The organism is Vibrio tarriae, assembly GCF_002216685.1.
Lineage (GTDB): Bacteria > Pseudomonadota > Gammaproteobacteria > Enterobacterales > Vibrionaceae > Vibrio > Vibrio tarriae.
The window spans coordinates 613218-633808 of record NZ_CP022352.1 but is presented as its reverse complement, the minus strand read 5'-3'; the positions used below and the strand labels follow the sequence as shown (position 1 = coordinate 633808).

Annotated in this window: 14 protein-coding genes and 1 pseudogene; 12 read left to right on the top strand and 3 right to left on the bottom strand. The window is 49.4% G+C overall.

Translation table 11 applies throughout. The features are described from left to right. The first annotated feature begins 203 nt into the window (after window positions 1-203). The gene (locus tag CEQ48_RS03350; RefSeq protein WP_089070226.1) at window positions 204-698 is read left to right on the top strand and encodes a hypothetical protein; all 495 of its coding nucleotides are present in this window, start codon (window positions 204-206) and stop codon (window positions 696-698) included. A 13-nt stretch (window positions 699-711) separates the two neighbouring features. Beyond that, on the top strand, window positions 712-2331 hold the full coding sequence (locus CEQ48_RS03345; RefSeq protein WP_089070225.1) for an ABC transporter ATP-binding protein: 1620 nt from the start codon (window positions 712-714) through the stop codon (window positions 2329-2331). A 182-nt stretch (window positions 2332-2513) separates the two neighbouring features. On the opposite strand, the gene CEQ48_RS03340 is transcribed toward CEQ48_RS03345, so the two are convergent. Together CEQ48_RS03340 and CEQ48_RS20040 are read right to left on the bottom strand one after the other, a co-directional pair. Next, a complete protein-coding gene (locus CEQ48_RS03340; protein ID WP_001200835.1) occupies window positions 2514-3413 on the bottom strand; it encodes a LysR family transcriptional regulator in 900 nt (299 codons plus the stop codon). 99 nt (window positions 3414-3512) lie between these two features. Then, entirely contained in the window at window positions 3513-3659 is a 147-nt protein-coding gene (locus CEQ48_RS20040; RefSeq protein ID WP_001897441.1) for a hypothetical protein, read from the bottom strand. Here CEQ48_RS20040 and CEQ48_RS03335 point away from each other — a divergent pair. The 5 genes from CEQ48_RS03335 (at window position 3619) to CEQ48_RS03315 (ending at window position 13283) form a co-directional block, all read left to right on the top strand. Continuing rightward, the gene (locus CEQ48_RS03335) at window positions 3619-5313 is read left to right on the top strand and encodes an L-lactate permease (protein WP_198301074.1); all 1695 of its coding nucleotides are present in this window, start codon (window positions 3619-3621) and stop codon (window positions 5311-5313) included. The genes CEQ48_RS20040 and CEQ48_RS03335 overlap by 41 nt on opposite strands. 122 nt (window positions 5314-5435) lie before the next feature. Further along, the gene (gene lldD, locus CEQ48_RS03330) at window positions 5436-6572 is read left to right on the top strand and encodes an FMN-dependent L-lactate dehydrogenase LldD (protein WP_089070223.1); all 1137 of its coding nucleotides are present in this window, start codon (window positions 5436-5438) and stop codon (window positions 6570-6572) included. Between the two features lie 99 nt (window positions 6573-6671). Continuing rightward, window positions 6672-9551, top strand: coding sequence for an FAD-binding and (Fe-S)-binding domain-containing protein (locus tag CEQ48_RS03325; protein WP_089070222.1), 2880 nt, complete (start codon window positions 6672-6674; stop codon window positions 9549-9551). A gap of 443 nt (window positions 9552-9994) precedes the next feature. Then, entirely contained in the window at window positions 9995-11551 is a 1557-nt protein-coding gene (locus CEQ48_RS03320) for a methyl-accepting chemotaxis protein (protein WP_089070221.1), read from the top strand. Window positions 11552-11948: 397 nt separating this feature from the next. Further along, entirely contained in the window at window positions 11949-13283 is a 1335-nt protein-coding gene (locus CEQ48_RS03315) for an MATE family efflux transporter (RefSeq protein ID WP_089070220.1), read from the top strand. A 57-nt stretch (window positions 13284-13340) separates the two neighbouring features. Here the strand turns inward: CEQ48_RS03315 and aroG are convergent, their stop codons facing one another. Next, complete coding sequence (gene aroG, locus CEQ48_RS03310) at window positions 13341-14393, bottom strand: 3-deoxy-7-phosphoheptulonate synthase AroG (RefSeq protein WP_089070219.1); 1053 nt, start codon at window positions 14391-14393, stop codon at window positions 13341-13343. A gap of 329 nt (window positions 14394-14722) precedes the next feature. Here aroG and CEQ48_RS03305 point away from each other — a divergent pair, with 329 nt between their 5' ends. The 5 genes and pseudogenes from CEQ48_RS03305 to CEQ48_RS03285 all read left to right on the top strand — a co-directional run bounded on the left by CEQ48_RS03305 (window position 14723) and on the right by CEQ48_RS03285 (window position 19934). Then, entirely contained in the window at window positions 14723-15436 is a 714-nt protein-coding gene (locus tag CEQ48_RS03305) for an amino acid ABC transporter ATP-binding protein (protein ID WP_198301136.1), read from the top strand. After that, a pseudogene (locus CEQ48_RS03300) lies at window positions 15436-16234 on the top strand (amino acid ABC transporter permease). The gene CEQ48_RS03305 and the pseudogene CEQ48_RS03300 overlap by 1 nt, the downstream one beginning before the upstream one ends. A gap of 24 nt (window positions 16235-16258) precedes the next feature. Next, entirely contained in the window at window positions 16259-17095 is an 837-nt protein-coding gene (locus CEQ48_RS03295) for a transporter substrate-binding domain-containing protein (protein ID WP_001175792.1), read from the top strand. Beyond that, window positions 17096-17992: an amino acid ABC transporter permease gene (locus CEQ48_RS03290; protein WP_089070217.1), complete on the top strand. Its 897-nt coding sequence runs from the start codon at window positions 17096-17098 to the stop codon at window positions 17990-17992. A 238-nt stretch (window positions 17993-18230) separates the two neighbouring features. Further along, window positions 18231-19934 carry a phospho-sugar mutase gene (locus CEQ48_RS03285; protein ID WP_089070216.1) on the top strand — a complete coding sequence of 568 codons (1704 nt, stop codon included), beginning with the start codon at window positions 18231-18233 and terminating at the stop codon, window positions 19932-19934. Window positions 19935-20591: the final 657 nt, after the last annotated feature.

Genomic DNA, 20591 nt, shown 5'->3' with positions numbered 1-20591 from the left:
GGCTCCACTCCTTCCTTCGAGGTTCTTTACTTCATATGTAGCTCAAGTGTAGAGATAAATCATTGTCTTTTTAGTGACTTATTCCTAATTCAAGACCAAGCGGACAAATAATCGCCAAAACCGCCCAAATACAAAACGGTAATTATTTGCATTTGAGAATGAATTGCATTTAAATATCACTTTCTTGGTGGGGAGAATAGACCATGGAATTACAGCAGTGTTGGAACAGTTTTTTGCAGGCCGAACAGTTGCTCAAGCAAGGGCACTGGCCGCAAGCCCATTACTTGTTAGAAGATGTTCTACACTACATGCCGCAACATATTCAGAGTGCCGCGCATGATGAGCAAACAAAACCATGCCAGATGGCTTGCTTGATCACCGGACTGCGTGATGCCGCGATTGCACAGTCTGAAATTTTCAACAACATCGGCCAGTGCCAACGCGCGTTTGATGTACTCAATCAAACCTATGCTCTGTTGCAGTTTCTATCGATTGAAGAAGTTGACTTGATGCGCCGCCTCAATTCTACCTTATGCCAAGTGAGCGAATACCTGCTGCGCCATATCAATGCCTTTTGCTACGCACAGCGCAGTGCCGAATGGCAGTTGGAATATCAACAAGTGGAGAAAGCACACTTCTACTTTAACCAGTTAAGAAGCAGCATGGCTCTACCTACCGTATCACCCGTGATAAATTGAATAAGGAAGTACAATGTCACCCAATCCACTTTTGCAAGTTCGAAATTTAAGCGTGAGCTTTACTACCAATGATGGTGTTGTCGATGCGGTGAAAAACGTCAGTTTTGACATTCGCCCAGGAGAAACCCTTGCGATTGTAGGTGAGTCTGGCAGTGGTAAATCGGTTTCCACCAACGCCTTGATGCAACTGCTGCCTAAAAACGCGCGGATCCATCCAGAATCGAGCATCATGTTTGAAGGTGAAGAGCTGCTCAATAAAACGGACACACAGATGCGCCGCATCCGTGGGGATCGGATTGGCATGATCTTTCAAGAGCCGATGACTTCGCTCAATCCCTATATGCGTGTTGGCGTTCAAGTTGCTGAAGCCATTCGTTGCCACCGCAATGTCAGCCAGAATCAAGCGAAACAGCGAGTATTGGAGCTGTTCCAGCTCGTTCATCTGCCCGACCCCAAAGGCGCTTACCAAAAATTCCCGCATGAGTTTTCCGGCGGTCAGTTACAGCGCATTATGATTGCGATGGCACTGATCAATGAGCCGGATATTTTGATCGCCGATGAACCGACCACGGCGCTCGATGTAACAGTTCAAGCCGAAGTGCTCCGACTCATCAAAGAGATCCAAGCCAATATGGGCATGGCGATTTTGTTTATCACCCACGATTTAGGTGTGGTGAAATTTGTTGCCGACCGGGTGCTGGTAATGTGTAAAGGGGATGTGGTGGAGCAAGGCTCTACTGAACAGCTTTTCCAGCAACCTGAGCATGATTACACACGCATGCTGATTAACTCGATACCCAAAGGCAGTAAAGACCCAGTAGCGCTCGATGCGCTACCCTTGCTGAAAGCCGAAGACATTCGCGTGAAGTTTTTGGTCAAACCACACTTTATCAGCAGACGAAGCCAATACTTTGAGGCGGTAAAAGGCATTTCTCTCGAACTTAAACAAGGTGAAACCCTCGGCATCGTTGGCGAATCCGGCAGCGGAAAATCCACTTTAGGTCGCGCTTTAATCGGCTTGCTGCCTTCAACCGGTCATATTGCTTTTAAAGGACAAGACTTTCGCGCTTTAAGCGAGAAACAGCGCTTAGCCCTGAAGAAAGACATTCAGATGGTGTTTCAAGACCCTTATGGTTCCCTTTCTCCGCGCATGACCGTAGGTGAAATCATCACTGAAGGGCTTTTGGTCCATCAACCGCACATCAGTAAGTTGGAACGCATGCAACGGGCAAGACGCGCGCTCGAAGAAGTGCGGTTAGATCCGAATTCGATTAACCGTTACCCACATGAATTTTCCGGCGGTCAGCGTCAGCGGATTGCGATTGCGCGAGCGTTGATCCTCGAGCCTTCCTTTATTTTGTTGGACGAGCCCACTTCAGCGCTGGATCGCTCCGTACAACTGACAGTGATTGAACTGCTGAAAGAGATTCAAAAACGACGCAACATCGGCTATCTGTTCATCAGCCACGATCTTGCGGTGGTAAAAGCCTTATCGGATCGCGTGTTGGTGATGCAAAAAGGGCAAGTGATGGAACAAGGCAGCGCGGAATCCATCTTCCATAATCCGCAGCATGAGTACACCAAAAAGCTGATCGCCGCTTCCTTCGACATTCTGGAAGAAAATGCAGCATGATTCATATTAACTTCACGAATGACGTCTACACTTACTACAGACTAATGAAGATTAAACGTACATTACACTGATTTTCCATGGCATAGCTGCCTTTTCGGTTTGGCCGCCGACAACAAAAACTCGCTCAAGTTGAGCGAGTTTTTTATTTCTAACGGACCATCATCGCCTCTGAGTGAAGAGCCTCAGAAATAGTGAGAAATGGTCAGATAGCGCGTACGGATATGCTCAATCAACAAACGCACTTTGTTGGGCGGTTGGCGCGTAAAAGGATAAACCGCATAGATGCCGAGTTTTTTGCCGACCTGTTCCGGAAACACATCCACCAATTCGCCATTACGAAAATCGTGATACACCAAACAGCGCGGTACATAAGCAATGCCATGCCCACCAAGCGCGGCTTTACGCAGTGCGGTGGCGTTATCGGTCGAAAAGGTGCCGGATACTTTGACTATGTAGTTGCCTTTTGCCCCTTTAAATTCCCAATCGGTCGCCCCCGTGGTTTGATAGGCGTATTGCAAGCAGTTGTGTCTGGCTAAATCTTCTGGCTTGAGCGGCTTACCATTGCGGGCAATGTAAGCGGGAGACGCGCACACTACCCACTGCGAGTCCAAAATATGCCGCGCAATCAAGCTCGAATCTTCCAAATAACCGGTGCGGATCACCAAGTCATAGCCGCCTTCCACCAAATCCACAAAGCGATTATCCAGCGACATATCTACCGTCAGCCCCGGATGCAGGTTACAAAACTCAGCGACCGCATCGGCCAAAATCAAGTCACCCGAGATGGTCGGCACCGACATTTTGATGTGGCCACTGACGTTTTCGCCAAATCCCACCACCGCATCCAGCGCTTCTTGAGTGGCTTGCTTCACATTTTTAGCACCGTGCAACAGTGCCTTGCCTGCCTCAGTCAAGGTCAATTTACGCGTTGTTCGATACAATAGCTGCACGCCGAGTTCTTCTTCCAATCGCGCCAATCTTTTGCTAACCACCGAATTTGTAAGGCCATTTTGCTCTGCAACCTTACTGAAACTCCCCAATTCAATAACTTGATAAAACAAAATTAAGTCATCGGCACGCATCTGATTTTGTTATTTTTGGAAATAATGAATTTCATTATTTCCCTATATCCACAAAAAATAAAGCAGTAAATTCACGCCAGATTAACAACCCCATCACAACTATAAAAAATCAACAACCGAACTCTTACTGGTTAGCCGTACCCTACATTCTGTGCGCGTTAGCTCATCCCGATTGATGGAGAGTTCAAGGACGAGGAAGTACTCCATGAATGAAACACTGCTCGCACTGGTGGCCTTTTCACCCATAGTGGTGGCCGCTATTTTACTGGTCGGCCTCAACTGGCCAGCCAAGAAAGCCATGCCCGTGGCTTTCGCCCTTACCGTTGCGATTGCCCTGATATTTTGGGATATGTCGGCTAACCGCGTGATCGCCTCCGTATTGCAAGGTTTGGGCATCACGGTCTCTGTGTTGTGGATTGTGTTTGGTGCGATTTTCCTGCTCAACACGCTTAAATACACTGGCGCAATTACCACGATTCGTAACGGCTTTACCAACATTTCACCGGATCGCCGCGTGCAAGCCATCATCATCGCTTGGTGTTTTGGCTCCTTTATTGAAGGGGCTTCCGGTTTCGGAACGCCTGCAGCCATTGCAGCACCGCTTCTGGTTGCGATTGGCTTCCCAGCCCTTGCGGCGGTGTTAATGGGCATGATGATCCAATCGACGCCCGTTTCATTTGGCGCCGTTGGTACGCCAATCATTGTTGGCGTCAACAAAGGTCTGGACACCCACAACATCACGGAAGCGCTGCTGGCTAACGGTTCAAACTGGGATGTGTATCTGCAGCAAATCACCACCAGTGTGGCACTGATCCACGCCTCAGTCGGCACACTGATGCCCATTTTGATGGCGATGATGTTGACCCGTTTCTTCGGTAAGAATCGTAGCTGGACGGAAGGTTTGGACATTCTGCCTTTCGCGATTTTTTCAGGCCTTGCCTTTACTGTTCCTTACGCGCTGACCGGCGTGTTCCTCGGCCCTGAGTTTCCTTCACTAATGGGCGGTCTCGTTGGCCTTGCAATTGTGGTAACAGCGGCGAAAAAAGGCTTCTTGGTACCCAAAACCCAATGGGATTTTCGTCCTGAAAACGAATGGCCTGCGGAGTGGTTAGGCTCACTGAAAATGGATCTGGATGAGGTCAAAGCCAAGCCGATGAGCCTTGCTCTCGCATGGGCACCTTATGTGCTGCTCGCGGTGATCCTTGTCGCTAGCCGTGTGAGTGCGGATTTCAAAGCGTTGCTACTGGGTATCAAGGTTTCCTTTAGCAATATTTTAGGTGAAACCGGCATCAGCACTGCCATTGAGCCGCTTTATCTACCTGGTGGCATTCTGGTGTTTGTGGCCTTGATTGCGGTTCTCACTCAAGCTCGCAGCTTAGCACCGATGGGCAAAGCGTTTGGTGAATCGACCAAAACCTTGATTGGCGCAGGCTTTGTACTGGTGTTTACCATCCCGATGGTGCGGATTTTCATTAACTCTGGTGTTAACGGCGCAGATTTAGCCAGTATGCCTGTGACGACCGCCAACTTTGCAGCAGGTTTAGTGGGTGAAGCTTTCCCAATGCTGAGTGCGACCGTCGGTGCGCTAGGCGCTTTCATTGCCGGCTCTAACACAGTGTCCAACATGATGTTCAGCCAATTCCAGTTTGAAGTGGCACAAACGCTGACCATCTCTAGCGTGGTGATCATCGCCCTGCAAGCCGTTGGTGCAGCCGCCGGTAACATGATTGCCATCCATAACGTGGTCGCGGCATCCGCGACGGTTGGCCTGCTCGGTCGTGAAGGTGCGACACTGCGCAAAACCGTTTTGCCAACCCTCTACTATCTTGTTTTGACCGGCATCATCGGCATGACCGTGATTTACGGCTTCAACATGACCGATGCTTTAATGAACCACTAAAACTTTAATCAGTACCGAGAGCGAGCGTCTCGCTCTCATCGCTCAAACTCACCTTGCACCTCGTGTATGGGCTTGAGCAAAAAAGAAACATTCACAGAATAGGCCCAGAATAGGATTGCATTATGATCATTTCCGCTTCGACCGATTACCGCGCGGCAGCCAAAGCCAAACTCCCGCCCTTTTTGTTCCACTACATCGATGGCGGCTCGTATGGAGAACACACGCTCAGACGCAATACCGATGATCTGGCCGACATTGCCCTGCGCCAGCGCGTGCTGAGTGATATGTCTGAGCTGAGTTTAGAAACCGAGCTGTTTGGCGAAAAAATGGCGCTGCCGATCGCCCTTTCTCCTGTCGGCTTAACCGGCATGTACGCCCGCCGTGGCGAAGTGCAAGCCGCACAAGCCGCACAAGCGAAAGGTATTCCTTTTACACTGTCTACCGTTTCAGTCTGCCCGATTGAAGAAGTGGCGCCTTCGATTCAGCGTCCTATCTGGTTCCAGCTTTACGTTTTAAAAGATCGCGGTTTTATGAAAAACGTGTTGGAACGTGCTAAAGCCGCTGGCGTAAAAAATCTGGTGTTCACCGTCGATATGCCAGTACCGGGCGCCCGTTACCGCGATATGCATTCCGGTATGAGTGGCCCTAACGCAGCGATGCGCCGCGTATTGCAAGCCATGGTACATCCAAGCTGGGCATGGGATGTGGGTTTGCTTGGTAAGCCGCATGATTTGGGCAACATCTCCAAATACCGTGGCTCACCAACCAAACTGGAAGACTACATCGGCTGGCTGGGCGCGAACTTTGATCCTTCCATTTCATGGAAAGACTTGGAGTGGATCCGTGATTTCTGGGACGGCCCAATGATCATCAAGGGCATTTTGGATACGGAAGATGCAAAAGATGCGGTGCGTTTCGGCGCAGACGGCATTGTGGTGTCTAACCACGGTGGCCGCCAGTTAGATGGGGTGCTTTCTACCGTACAAGCGCTACCCGCGATTGCCGATGCGGTGAAAGGCGACCTGAAAATTCTGGTCGATTCGGGTATCCGCACCGGTCTAGACGTGGTACGCATGTTGGCACTCGGCGCAGATTGCACCATGCTCGGCCGCTCATTTATCTACGCTCTGGCAGCACAAGGACGCACAGGGGTAGAAAACCTGCTCGATCTGTATGAAAAAGAGATGCGGGTTGCCATGACGCTGACTGGCGCAAAGAGCATTGCCGAACTGTCACGCGATTCATTAGTCAAAAGATAATAAAAATATCCCCTAACCTTAAACGACTTGGAGTTGCAGCCAATACTCCTGCAACTTCAGGTAAAAAGTGAATTGAGGGAACACACGAGGAAGCACAATATGACCCCACCGATCGCCGATCGTCTCTATCAGCAGCTCGAACAGATTTTAGCGAGCCGAATTGATCCGCAGCGCATTATTACTCAAGAAGCGAAACGGCTCGCCTACGGTACCGATGCCAGCTTTTATCGGTTGATCCCCAAAATCGTGTTACGCCTCAAATCACTCGATGAAGTGATTTTTGCTATTCAGAGTTGTGGCCAACTTGGCATTCATTTTACTTTTCGCGCGGCAGGCACCAGCTTATCGGGTCAAGCGGTTTCCGACTCGGTACTCATCACCTTAACCGACGATTGGCGCGGGCATGAAGTGCAAAACCAAGGCTTGAAAATTCGCCTGCAACCGGGGGTGATTGGCGCCGATGCCAACAAGTATCTTGCCCCGTTTCAGCGCAAAATCGGCCCCGATCCCGCCTCCATCAACACCTGTAAAATCGGTGGCATTGCGGCCAATAACGCCAGCGGCATGTGCTGCGGTACGGCGCAAAACTCATATCGCACCGTTGATGGCATGCAAATTGTGTTTGCCGACGGTTATGTGCTCGACACACGCGACTCAGGCAGCGTGGCACGCTTTAAACAAGAGCGTGCCGACTTGGTGGAAGGCATTAATGCGCTGTGCCAAGAGACTCTAGCCAATTCTGAGCTCACCGAACGCATCCGCCACAAATACCGCCTAAAAAACACCACAGGCTATGCGTTGAACGCCTTGGTTGATTTTTCTGATCCAATCGAAGTGCTGACCCACTTGATGATTGGCTCAGAAGGCACACTCGGCTTTATCGCCGACATCACCTATCACACCGTGATTGAACACGCACACAAAGCCTCTGCACTACTGGTGTTTGCCGATATAGAACAAGCCAGCCAAGCAGTGACCACGCTTTCCAAAACGCCTGTGGCAGCGGTAGAAATGATGGATGGACGTGCGCTGCGCTCAGTGGCCGATAAAAAAGGCATGCCAGAGTTTATCGCCAAGCTCGATTTAGAAGCCGCGGCGCTGCTGGTTGAATCCCACGCTAGTGATGCGCAAACCTTACACGCTCAGTGCGAACAAGTAATGAGCGCGCTGCAACGCTTCCACATTATCGAATCGGTTCCGTTTACTTCCGAGAGCAAAACCGTAGCGACCTTATGGGGCATTCGTAAAGGCATGTTCCCAGCGGTGGGGGCTGTACGCGAAGTGGGCACTACGGTCATCATTGAAGATGTGGCCTTTCCGGTGGAAAACCTCGCGGCCGGTGTGCGCGATCTGCAAGCTCTGTTTGACAAATACCACTACAGCGAAGCGATCATCTTTGGTCACGCTCTTGAAGGCAACCTGCATTTTGTGTTCACTCAAGGCTTTGATAAACAAAGTGAAATCGAACGTTACGGCGCGTTTATGGACGATGTGGCCGAACTCGTCGCCGTGAAATACCAAGGCTCACTGAAAGCGGAACACGGTACAGGGCGCAACATGGCGCCTTATGTTGAGCTGGAATGGGGTAAAGAAGGCTACGCCTTGATGCAGAAAATCAAAGCGCTCTTTGACCCCAAACGCTTACTCAACCCCGGCGTTATCATCAACGAAGATAAGCATTCGCACATCAGTAACCTCAAACCCATGCCTGCAGCCGATAACTTGGTGGATCGCTGTATCGAATGTGGTTTCTGTGAGCCGGTCTGCCCATCACGCACCCTCACGTTATCACCACGCCAACGCATTGTGTTGTATCGCGAATTGAAACGCCGCCGCGCAGCGGGTGAAAACGTGGCTTCTAGCGAGCTAGAGCAAGTGTTTGAATACCAAGGGTTAGATACCTGCGCCGCGACTGGATTGTGCGCCGAGCGTTGTCCCGTCGGGATCAATACGGGCGATTTGGTCAAAAAACTGCGCACCGCCAAATACCAAAAATTCACCCCGATTGCGCATTGGACAGCAGAGCACTTTAGCGCGACCACCACACTCGCTCGCATAGGCTTAAAAGCTAACCAACTGGCGACCAAAGTGCTCGGAGAAAAATCGGTGGGTACGATGGTGAATGGTCTGCGCCGGATCAGCAAAGGCAAAACCCCTTTGTGGATGCCGGAAATGCCGCAAGCAAACACTCACTCGCTGGAACTCGCCGTCGAAAATCTACCGCGTAGTGACAAAAAAGTGGTTTACCTGCCCTCCTGTGCCAGCCGCAATATGGGGCAACAAGCAAGCGCGACCGATCAGCGTCCATTGACGGAAGTTACCCTCTCCCTGCTCAATAAAGCCGGCTTTGAAGTGATCCTGCCTACAGAGCTCAGCAGCCAGTGCTGCGGTATGCCTTATGACAGCAAAGGGATGACTGAGATTGCACAGAGCAAAGCTCTGCAATTAGAGAACGCTTTATGGCAAGCTAGCCAAGAAGGGCGTTATCCGATATTGATGGACACCAGCCCGTGCGCCAAACGCAGCATTGAGCAGTTCACCAAACCGATGGAAATTCTGGAGCCAACTGGGTTGGTAAGTCGTTACTTACTGGATCACCTCACACTCGCGCCAAAGCAAGAAACCATCATGCTGCATATCACTTGTAGCTCGCGCCGCCTCGGCTTAGAAGGCGATATGCTGAAATTGGCCAAAGCCTGCGCCAGTGAAGTTATTGTGCCTGAGCACATTCAGTGCTGTGGTTGGGCGGGTGACAAAGGTTTTACTACGCCTGAGCTCAATGCCGCCGCGGTCCATTCGCTCAAAGAGCAAGTGCCAGCGCACTGCAGCCGTGGGTTTAGTAACAGCCGCACGTGTGAAATCGGCTTATCACACCACAGCGGCATTCCTTATCAATCCATCTTGTATCTGGTGGATGAAGTCGCCAAACCACGGTTGGCAACGCAAGAGAGTACAGAGCAGCCAAGCGAGTACGCATAAAAAATACTTTTCCAAACCGATCAATTTGGGAAAAGAGAAGGGGCGCTTGCGCCCCTTTCACCAACCAAACCTTATAACGACAGAAGTTAGAACAAACTAAGGCTGACTTTTCTGCCCTTTCACAACATCAGTCATAACCATACCCAAACTACTTGGAGCTGCAGGTGTGTTGGCCTTGAGAGCCAAGGACGGCTCTCATAATCCCCATGAGCATAGACAAACTATATTATTGAGGTGAACGAAAGTAGCCAACACTGCTACAGATTCAGGTAGAAATGGGATAAAGATAAAGGCAAACACCTGATTCACCCTTAGGTTCATAAAATTTATCTTTCCGCAGTTGCTTACTCACAAAACCCCACCTATACATTAAAAGACAAGCATTATCACAATTACAACGCACAGTATTTGGCGCAACAAAACCTAGGATTTGGAGCTTTTTTATGCGCATTAATCAACCGGTTACTCAAAAGGAAGTCACTTATCCACCTCATTTTAACCTTTTGTCGACCACTACTCTCAGCAGTCATATTAAATACGCCAGTAAAGAATTTTGCGATGTCGCAGGTTACACACTTGATGAGCTCGTCAATCAACCGCATAACATGGTTCGCCATCCCGATATGCCGCCAGAAGCATTTAAGGATATGTGGGAGCACCTTAAAGCAGGGAAATCATGGATGGGGATGGTGAAAAACCGCTGCAAAAACGGTGATCACTACTGGGTGGATGCCTTTGCTTCGCCAATCAAAGAAAACGGCAAGGTGGTGGAATATCAATCGGTGCGCTTATGCCCCAGCCGGCAACATGTCGACAACGCAGAAAAGCTCTATCAACAAATTCGAGCAGGTAAAACCCATTGGCGTTTAAAAATGCCACGGACTCGGCTATGGCAGCGCCTTGGTTTAGGTTTTATCGTAGCGGCTGGATTAAGTTTTGCGGCCGATCTGTTTCTCGCCGGAGCAGGGCTGCCTTTGATGCTTCTGTTAACCATTCTTATAGCCTTTCAATTGACTCGTCGCCTAGAGGCTATTTCACAAGATGCACGCAAAGTGTTTGATAACCCGCTGATGGAACTGGTGTACAACGATAGAGTAGACGATTTATCTGAGATTCGACTTGCGATGAAGATGCGCCAATCTGAACTCAATGCAATAGTTGGCCGAATTCAAGACTCCAGCATTCAAATCGGTGAAGCCGCCAAAATGTCGTCCAAAAACAGTGAGACAACCGCAGATAATCTCGATGCCCAAACTCGCGAAACTGAACAGTTGGCCACAGCGATTACTCAAATGAACATCACCGCCACTGAAATTGCTCAAAATGCCCAAGCGGCATCCGATGCCACAGTACATGCAAAAAATGCCGCACGCGATGGTATGTATGCTGTCGAGCAAACCGTAGATGCGATTGGGCAAATGGCGAGCCAACTAAAAACTGCGTCTTCTGTGATTGAGCAGCTCTCTTCACAAAGTGCGATGATTGGACAAGTCATGGAAGTCATTCAGAGTATCGCCGAGCAGACCAACCTGTTAGCACTAAATGCGGCCATTGAAGCGGCACGTGCTGGCGAGCAAGGGCGTGGTTTTGCTGTGGTTGCCGATGAAGTTCGTAAACTAGCTCAGCGCAGCACAGAATCAACGGAAGAAATTAAAGGTGTCATTACTTCAATTCAAACCAGTACCCGTAACGCCGTTAATACCATTGAGCAAGGAAATAAACTCTCCGTCTCTTGTGTCGAAAGTGCACATGTATCAGGAGATAAATTGACTGCTCTGCTATCACAGGTTTCAGACATAACACTGCGTAATGAGCAAATCGCGACCGCTATCGAAGAGATGGCCAACGTTGCAGAAGATATGAACCGCAGTGTGCAATCCATCAGTGATGTCTCGACTGAAACGCTAGGATTAGCCGAAAATACTCAAAAAGAGTGTAGTCAACTAGTACAAAATCTTGCTCAGCAGACAAGTTTGGTTGCTCAATTTCGTCGTGTATAGGGCGAGACAAAAAGCATAATTTAATCAACAAGCTTGGTATTGCAGATAGGAAATTCGCCCTCAATCTAATTTGGGGCGAATTTTTTTGAACGCAAGCCATCCTAGTGAAAACATAACATTTTCGTGACAATTACAAACCCTATCTTGTGAAAAATCATTTCACCCCAACATAGGCTGTATACCCAAACGACTTGGAGTTGCAGGTAGGCTGCCAGTGAGTAACAAATTTGCTGGGAACAAATTTGTACTGCCAAAGGTTAGCCTTTGGTGAGAGACATGATTGCCTCTCATAATCCCCATGAGCATAGACAAACTATGATGCGGTTGGGATGAACAAAGGTAGCCAACACAGCCACAAGTAGGAAGGGGATAATTTCCTCATAAAGCGCGAGAGTGTATGCAAACTTCAACTTCTTCCATAGCCAAGCAGTTATTTCAGATGACTTGGCCCATGCTGTTTGGCGTCCTATCACTGATGAGTTTTCAGTTGATCGATAGCGCCTTTATCGGTCAGCTCGGGGTTCTGCCTCTTGCTGCTCAAGGCTTTACTATGCCGATTCAGATGGTGATCATCGGTATTCAAGTCGGTTTAGGTATCGCCACCACTGCCGTGATTTCTCGAGCCATCGGTGCAGGAAAAACTCAATACGCCAAACAGTTAGGCGGTTTGGTGATCGTCATCGGAGGTATAGGAGTAGCGCTGATTGCCCTTGTGCTTTACCTATTACGCCAACCTTTGCTCGGCCTACTCGGAGCGCCGGAAACCGTCTTTGCCATCATAGATAACTACTGGCTTTGGTGGCTTACCAGTGCATGGACAGGCGCTATGCTGTACTTCTATTACAGTGTCTGCCGCGCCAATGGCAATACTCTACTGCCAGGAACCATGATGATGGTGACCAGTGTCCTGAACCTCATCCTCGACCCGATTTTTATCTTTACTTTCGATCTTGGGATTGATGGTGCAGCGATCGCCACTATTATTGCTTTTGGCATCGGTATCGCTATCGTCGCACCTAAGGTTGCCCAGCGCCAATGGACGAGTTATCAGTGGCAAGATCTGAATATCTCGCAAAGCCTCACCGCACTTGGCCATATCATGGGACCGGCGATGTTAAGCCAACTGTTACCTCCGATATCTTCCATGTTTGCCACCAAACTACTGGCAAGTTTTGGTACTGCCACCGTCGCCGCGTGGGCACTTGGCTCGCGCGTTGAATTTTTCGCCTTAGTGGCCGTGTTAGCGATGACCATGTCACTGCCGCCTATGATTGGTCGCATGTTAGGAGCTAAAGAGATCACCCATATTCGGCAATTGGTGCGGATCGCCTGTCAATTTGTGTTAGGTTTTCAACTGCTGATCGCTCTGGTGACGTATGTTTTTGCCACACCGTTAGCCGAGCTGATGACCAGCGAAACCGAGGTAAGCCAAATACTGAATCTACACTTGGTGATTGTACCAATAAGCCTTGGCGCACTCGGGATCTGTATGTTGATGGTGTCCGTAGCTAACGCGCTTGGAAAGTCTTACTTGGCTTTGACTATCTCAGCGCTGCGCTTGTTTGCTTTTTACATACCATGTTTGTGGATCGGTGCGCATTTCTACGCGATAAAAGGGCTTCTTATCGGTGTGTTAGTCGGCAACATTATTGCGGGTTGGGCAGCATGGCTCGCTTATCAAAAAGCCTTGCGTCAACTGGAGGAAACTCAGTTCACCTCCGCACAGGTTTAGTGCCTGCAAAGCAAAATGGGCTTCCGATTTGGAAGCCCATTTTTAATTGTCGTTCACTTATCGCTGACGACGCGCTTCAATCGCGGCAGCCAGTTGACGAAGTACTGTTTCGGTGTCTTTCCAGCCAATACACGCATCCGTGATGGATTGACCATAAGTCAGGTTACAGCCTGGGGTCAGATCCTGACGTCCCTCAACGAGATGCGATTCAATCATCACCCCGAAGATCGCATGCTCGCCTTGAGCAATCTGCGCCGCAACATCTTCCGCCACGACCATTTGACGTTTGAACTGCTTAGAGCTGTTCGCGTGGCTGAAATCAATCATCACTTTCTGAGGTAAGCCAGCCACTTCCAGCTCTTGCTTGATATTGCTTACGTGCGCCGCGCTGTAGTTTGGCTCTTTACCGCCACGCAAAATAATGTGGCAATCAGGGTTACCTGCGGTTTCGACAATCGCCGAATGACCAAACTTGGTCACCGACAAAAAGTGGTGAGAAGCACCTGCTGAGCGAATCGCATCAGAGGCGATTTTAATGTTGCCATCGGTACCGTTTTTGAAACCCACAGGGCAAGACAGCCCAGATGCCAATTCACGATGCACTTGTGATTCCGTGGTGCGTGCTCCGATCGCGCCCCAACTGATCAAATCCGCCACATACTGCGGCGTGATCATATCGAGAAACTCACTGGCGGTCGGCATGCCGATATCGGTCAAATCAAGCAGCAGTTTGCGCCCCATACGCAGACCATCGTTAATTTCATAGGTGTCATTGAGGTACGGATCATTGATTAGCCCTTTCCAACCCACTGTGGTACGTGGTTTTTCAAAGTACACACGCATCACGATTTCTAGCTGACCACTGAGCTCATCACGCAACACTTTTAAACGTTGACCATATTCGATGGCCGCTTTCGGATCATGAATAGAACAAGGGCCAATCACCACCAACAGGCGATCATCTTTATCTTGCAGCATATTATGAATCGCTTCACGCGCTTGAAACGTGGTCGATGCCGAGGTTTCTGTCGCTGGAAATTTTTCTAACACTGCGACCGGTGGCAGTAGTTCTTTGATCTTCTTAATTTTTACATCATCGGTTTGCAACATCTTTACTTCTTCCTTTACTTTTTAGTTTACCTAGCCAAGTCAACGGCTCTAGCCTTGGTAATCACTGCACCTGTCGTTTCTTCGGGTAACTTATCGGCACTCGCAAAATATCGCAAGCACTATTTTTAAACAAAGGCAAGATTCCACCTTTCTTTACAAACAAAGCAATCCGTAAAAAATTAATTACACCCATTTCCCCCAAGATCGCAAACCATATCTGTATTGATACAAACAAAAAATGCTGCCGATGGGGATGAATCAATTAATGCAATGTGAGTTTTATGTTGCTAAGGTATGCCAAGAAGAACAACAAAGATAACAATATGAAAGTGATAGAATTTCACCAAGTCAGCAAATGGTACGGTCAATTTCAAGCACTCAAATCCATTTCTCTGACCGTGAATAAAGGGGAAATTGTGGTGATTTGCGGGCCTTCAGGCTCCGGTAAATCAACCCTGATCCGCACCGTGAATGGCCTAGAAAATATCGATGATGGGGAAATTCGAGTGTTGCCCGATCTTGATGAGCGAACCCGACGCAGTGGCAAGATCGGCATGGTGTTTCAGCATTTCAACCTGTTTCCACACTTAACGGTATTGGAGAACCTCACTCTCGCCCCCATTCGCACTCTCAAGCTCTCGGCGCAAGAAGCCCAAGAGCGGGCTTATCATTTTCTACAGCGCGTGAAAATCACCGATCAGGCACATAAGTACCCGATTCAACTCTCTGGCGGCCAGCAGCAACGAGCCGCGATTGCTCGCTCTCTCTGTATGCAGCCGGAGATTTTGTTGTTTGATGAACCCACGTCTGCCCTCGATCCTGAAACCATTAACGAGGTGCTCGAAGTGATGGTCGACCTCGCGCAAGATGGTATTACCATGATGTGCGTCACCCATGAAATGGGCTTTGCGCGTAAAGTCGCGCACCGCGTGATGTTTATGGATGAAGGGGAAATTCTCGAAGTGGGTTCACCTGAACAGTTGTTCCAAAACCCAACGCATCCGCGTACCCAACAATTTCTCAATCAGATCTTGAGCCATTGATGATAAAACGCTTTCTTCGCCCACTGCTGTTTGCCACCCTGCAAATGATCTTGGTATTTGCCGGATTGGTCTGGTTGCTTGATTCTGGCGCACAAGCCATGGGCTATACATGGCAGTGGCACCGCGTGCCTGAGTATGTGCTGATTTTTGAAGATGGGCAGTGGTGGGCAGGTGATTTGCTGCACGGCCTGTTGGTCACCTTACAGCTGACTGGGATCAGTTTGATTTTCACCTTGGCTCTGGGTTTAACCACCGCTTTGCTGCGTCAGTCACACTCCCTGGTCGGGCGCGCTTTAGGCACCGGATACATCGCGGTGGTGCGTAACACGCCGCTTTTGGTACAAATATACCTCCTCTACTTTGTGTTTGGCCCAGTGATAGGGCTCGACCGTTTTGCCACCGCGGTGCTTGCCCTCGCTCTGTTTCAAGGTGCGTATACCGCAGAGGTGTTTCGCGGCGGGTTAAACAGCATTCCGCAAGGCCAATATGAAGCGGCACACTCACTCGGCTTATCGCGTTTTTTTTACCTTTTACGATGTGATCCTGCCGCAACTTCTGCAACGTACATTACCGCCACTGACCAATGAAATGGTGTCGCTGATTAAAAACTCGTCTATTGTCAGTGTGATGGCGATTTTTGATCTCACCACTCAGGGGCGCAATATCGTCTCGGAAACCGCGATGCCGTTTGAGATCTGGTTCAGCGTCGCGGCGATCTATCTGTTGTTAACCCTGACTCTGTCAGCATTATCAGCTTGGCTAGAACATAAATTGGGCGCGCAGTGGCGCTCACAGTAACGATGAAATAAAGAAGGAACTCTTATGCAATTATTCGGACAACGTTTAGGTCGATTCAGCGTCAAAACCTTACTTACGGGCTTGTTGGGGCTGGCTTTCACTTTGCCAGCAGTGGCGAACGACACACCCAATCTTGATGCGATTAAAGAGCGCGGCACGCTGCGCGTGGGTATGTCGACCTTTGTGCCTTGGGCAATGCGCGATAAGCAGGGTGAACTGATTGGCTTTGAGATTGATGTCGCTAAACGCTTAGCCGCCGATTCAGGTTGGCAAGTGGAATTTGTGCCGACCGCATGGGATGGCATTATTCCGGCGCTACTGGCCAAAAAATTTGATGTAATCATCGGCGGAATGTCAGTCACGCCTGAGCGTTCCAAAAGTGTGCTGTTTACGGCACCCTACTCTCACTCTGGTGTGCAACTGGCCGCAAGCAAAAAGCTCGCTGAAGGCTTCGCTAAGCTCGAAGACTTTAACAAGCGCAACGTAAAAATCGCGGCTCGCCGTGGCGCTTTCACCGTGCAAGTGGCGCGTGAAACCTTCCCGAAAGCCAGCGTGCTGCAATTTGATGACGATGCCCAAGCTTTCCAAGAAGTGATCAACGGCAACGCGCATGCGGTGATTGCTTCAAGCCCAAAACCCGAGCATGAAAGCATCAAACACAGTGATTCGCTGTTCCTTCCTTTCAGTGAACGTTTAAGTAAAGGCAATGAAGCGTTTGCAGTGCGTTTAGGGGAAGAAGACAAGAAAGCCTATTTTGATCAATGGATTGCAGATCGCACGGCCGATGGCTGGTTACAAGCGCGTTACGAATACTGGTTCTCCACTTTAGATTGGCAGGATCAGATCGCCTCAGGTCAGTAAATGAATAACTATGGCGCAAAATCCTCCTCGGGCTATCGTTTTACTTTGCTGGATGGCGGATTACTGCTCGCAATCGCCAGCCTAATCGGCTGGCTCTATTACCGTTCGGAAGTAGGCATTCACTATCAGTGGCATTGGCGTGAAGCGTGGACGCTAATTTTCACGCCGCGTGCCGATGGCAGCTTACCCTACTTCTTACAAGGCTTAGGCGCAACGTTACGTTTAAGCTTGTGGGGCATGGTACTGGCTTTAGTGTTAGGGTCATTGATCGGCATCGCGCGCAGCCAAAAGGCGTGGTTTGTGCGTTTACCCGCTAACGCATTTGTGCAGCTAGTACGCAATATTCCACCACTGGTGTTTGTCTTCATCTTCTATTTTTTCATCTCCAATCAACTTATTCCGCTGCTGGGGTTGGATGAGCTACTGCGCGACCACACAGCGGAAGTTCACCCGCTGATCACTTGGCTGTTTGGTCCTGCCCGCTTGTGGGAAAACTTGTTATCCGGTGTGTTGTGTATTGGGCTGCTCTCTTCTGCTTACATTGCCGAAATCGTGCGGGCGGGACTTGCCAACATCCCGCAAGGACAATGGGAAGCTGCGGATTCGCTTGGCTTGCCAACGTGGGTCAAATACCGCTATGTGATTGCCCCACAAGTGCTGACCGCCATTACCCCAGCGCTGGCAGGACAGACGATATCCCTCATCAAAGACACGTCGATCATCTCGCTGATTTCGATTCAAGAACTGACCTTTGTCGGCAGCGAAATCGCCAACTCATCTGGACTAATTTTTGAGATTTGGCTGATTGTCGGCGCAGCCTATCTGATGCTTTGCTTATCCCTGTCTATGCTGTTTAAACAAGTAGAGAAGCGCAGCTTACGCCATTTAAGCCGTTGAACGATGAAAGACGGTATCGAAGCAACGCCAGTTTAGCGATTGCTTCGATATTTTTGAGAATAAATATCAATTAGACTCAAACTACTTGGAGCTGCAGGTAGGCGGCAAGAGAGTGAATCCCCATGAGCATAGAGAAACTATGTGATTGGGGTGAACGAACGTAGCCAACACCGCTGCAGCTTCAAGTAGGAAGGGTATAGACTGAATTATCAAAACCTCAATAGACAAAGGTGACCCCATGAATTCACAAGTCACACACTGGTTGGCCAGAGATCCGGATCCTAAAACTCGTCAAGAACTGCAACAGTTGATCGATACTCAGCAAGACGCGCAGATTGCCGAGCGCTTTCAATCACGCCTTGAATTTGGTACTGCGGGTTTGCGTGGCAAAGTCGGCTGTGGCCCGAACCGAATGAACCGTTTAGTGATCCAAGAAACGGCGGCGGGTCTGGGGCAGTACTTGATTGCTCAATTACCCGATGCCAAAAAACGCGGCGTTGTGATTGGTTACGATGGCCGCCCAGATTCACAGCAGTTCGCTCATGATACCGCAAGCGTGCTGACTTCACTCGGCATCAAAACGTATTTGACGTATCAAGTCGCGGCGACCCCTATCGTGGCTTTCGGCGTACGCCATTTCAATGCGGCCGCCGCGGTTGTAGTAACCGCAAGCCACAACCCGCCGGAATACAACGGATTTAAAGTGTATTGGGAAAACGGCGCGCAAATTATTCCGCCGCATGATGCAGGTATTGCGGCTTGTATTGACCAAGCGGCGCAGCAAGCGATCCCTTACCTAGCCCTTGAACAGGCAGAGCAACAAGGCCTGCTGCATTGGCTGCGTGATGAGTATTACCAAACTTACCGTAAAACGATTGGTGCAAGCCCACTGTTGCAACATCACACTAAGCCGCAAGCGCTAAGCTTGGCTTACACCGCGATGCATGGCGTGGGTGCCAATATGGCAGAAACCTTACTCGCCGATGTCGGTTTTACTCACGTCAGCAGCGTGAAGGAACAGCGCGAGCCGGATGGCACATTCCCAACGGTCAACTTCCCGAACCCTGAAGAAGCGGGCGCGATGGATATGGTGATGGCACTGGCCAAAAAAGTCGGCGCTCAGCTTGCTTGTGCTAATGACCCAGATGCAGATCGCTTTGCGGTTGCCGCGCGTAAAGCCGATGGCGAATATCAAATGCTGACCGGCGATCAAGTCGGCTCACTGTTTGGTCACTATCTGCTCTCGCAAACCGATGCTCATCGTCAACTGGTCGGCAACACTATCGTCTCTTCCAGCTTGCTCAGTAAAATCGCCGCAGCTCATGGCGCGCGTTATTACCAAACCCTCACTGGTTTTAAATGGTTGACCAACGTGGCGATGCAAGAGCAAACCGAGCAGCACCAATTCCTGTTCGCTTATGAAGAAGCCTTGGGATACACCATTGGTAGCACAGTGTGGGATAAGGATGGCCTTTCTGCTCTAGTCGCATTTGCTCAACTGGCGGCAGAGCTTAATGCACAAGGCAAAACGGTATGGGATCAGCTTGAAGCCCTGTATCGCCAGCATGGTCTGCACGTGAATGCGCAGCGCAGCATTGCGCTGGCTCCGAACTCGCCACCGGTGGGCGATAAATTGCGAGCCACGCCACCAAAGGACATTGCAGGGCGTAAAGTGCTCATCGTGGAAGATTTTAAACTGGCACGCCGCACCTTTGCCGATGGTAAAACCGAAGCGATTACCCTGCCAACCAGTGATGTGCTCATTTACCATCTGGACGGTGGCGCTCGCGTGATTGTGCGTCCATCGGGTACTGAACCTAAGCTCAAGTGCTACTACGAGGTGGTGACTCCGTTTGCGGCTGGGGAAGATTTTGTGAGCGCGCAAGAGCGGGCCGATGAGCAGATGTCGCTGCTGATTGCAGAGCATCAAACCAGCTTGTAACACTCAAAAAACAAGATATACCCAAACAACTTGGAGTTGCAGGTAGGCGGCAAGTGAGTGAGTCCCCATGAGCATAGAGAAACTATGTGATTGGGGTGAACGAACGTAGCCAACACCCCTGCAGCTTCAAGTAGGAAGGGGATAATCCATAATGCGAAGGAGAGGCCAACCTCTCCTTTTTGACAACAACGCAGTGCTATTACCTAGCGGCTTAACGCTGCAAGGCTAAAAGTTAAAGGGTATATTTCGTAGCTAAATTACAAAACGAACAATAATTAAAATAAGGTATAGGATGAGCACGCAAAGAATAGGCATCAAATGTGACAAGAATCACCATCGGACTTATTTTCCGTCTATTGGTAACTCACAATTGTGAGCAAAGTCGCTATTTTATTTTTATTTAAAATAACAAAATTGAGATATTGAGCATTAAAAATAGATTGACAAAATAAATAAGCAGAATTTGTATTAAATTTACATGACAAAAAGTTGAAAGCGATCACTAAAAAATCGGCATTTACTCAACATATTCGCCACAAAGATCACAAAAAACCCGTTGGTGATTCCATTCGAAATTTGTGTGGTAGAGTGATTGTGTACTAAGCAATCAACGGTTTTTTGCCAAACCGTTACTACGATTAAATTCAAACGGAACAT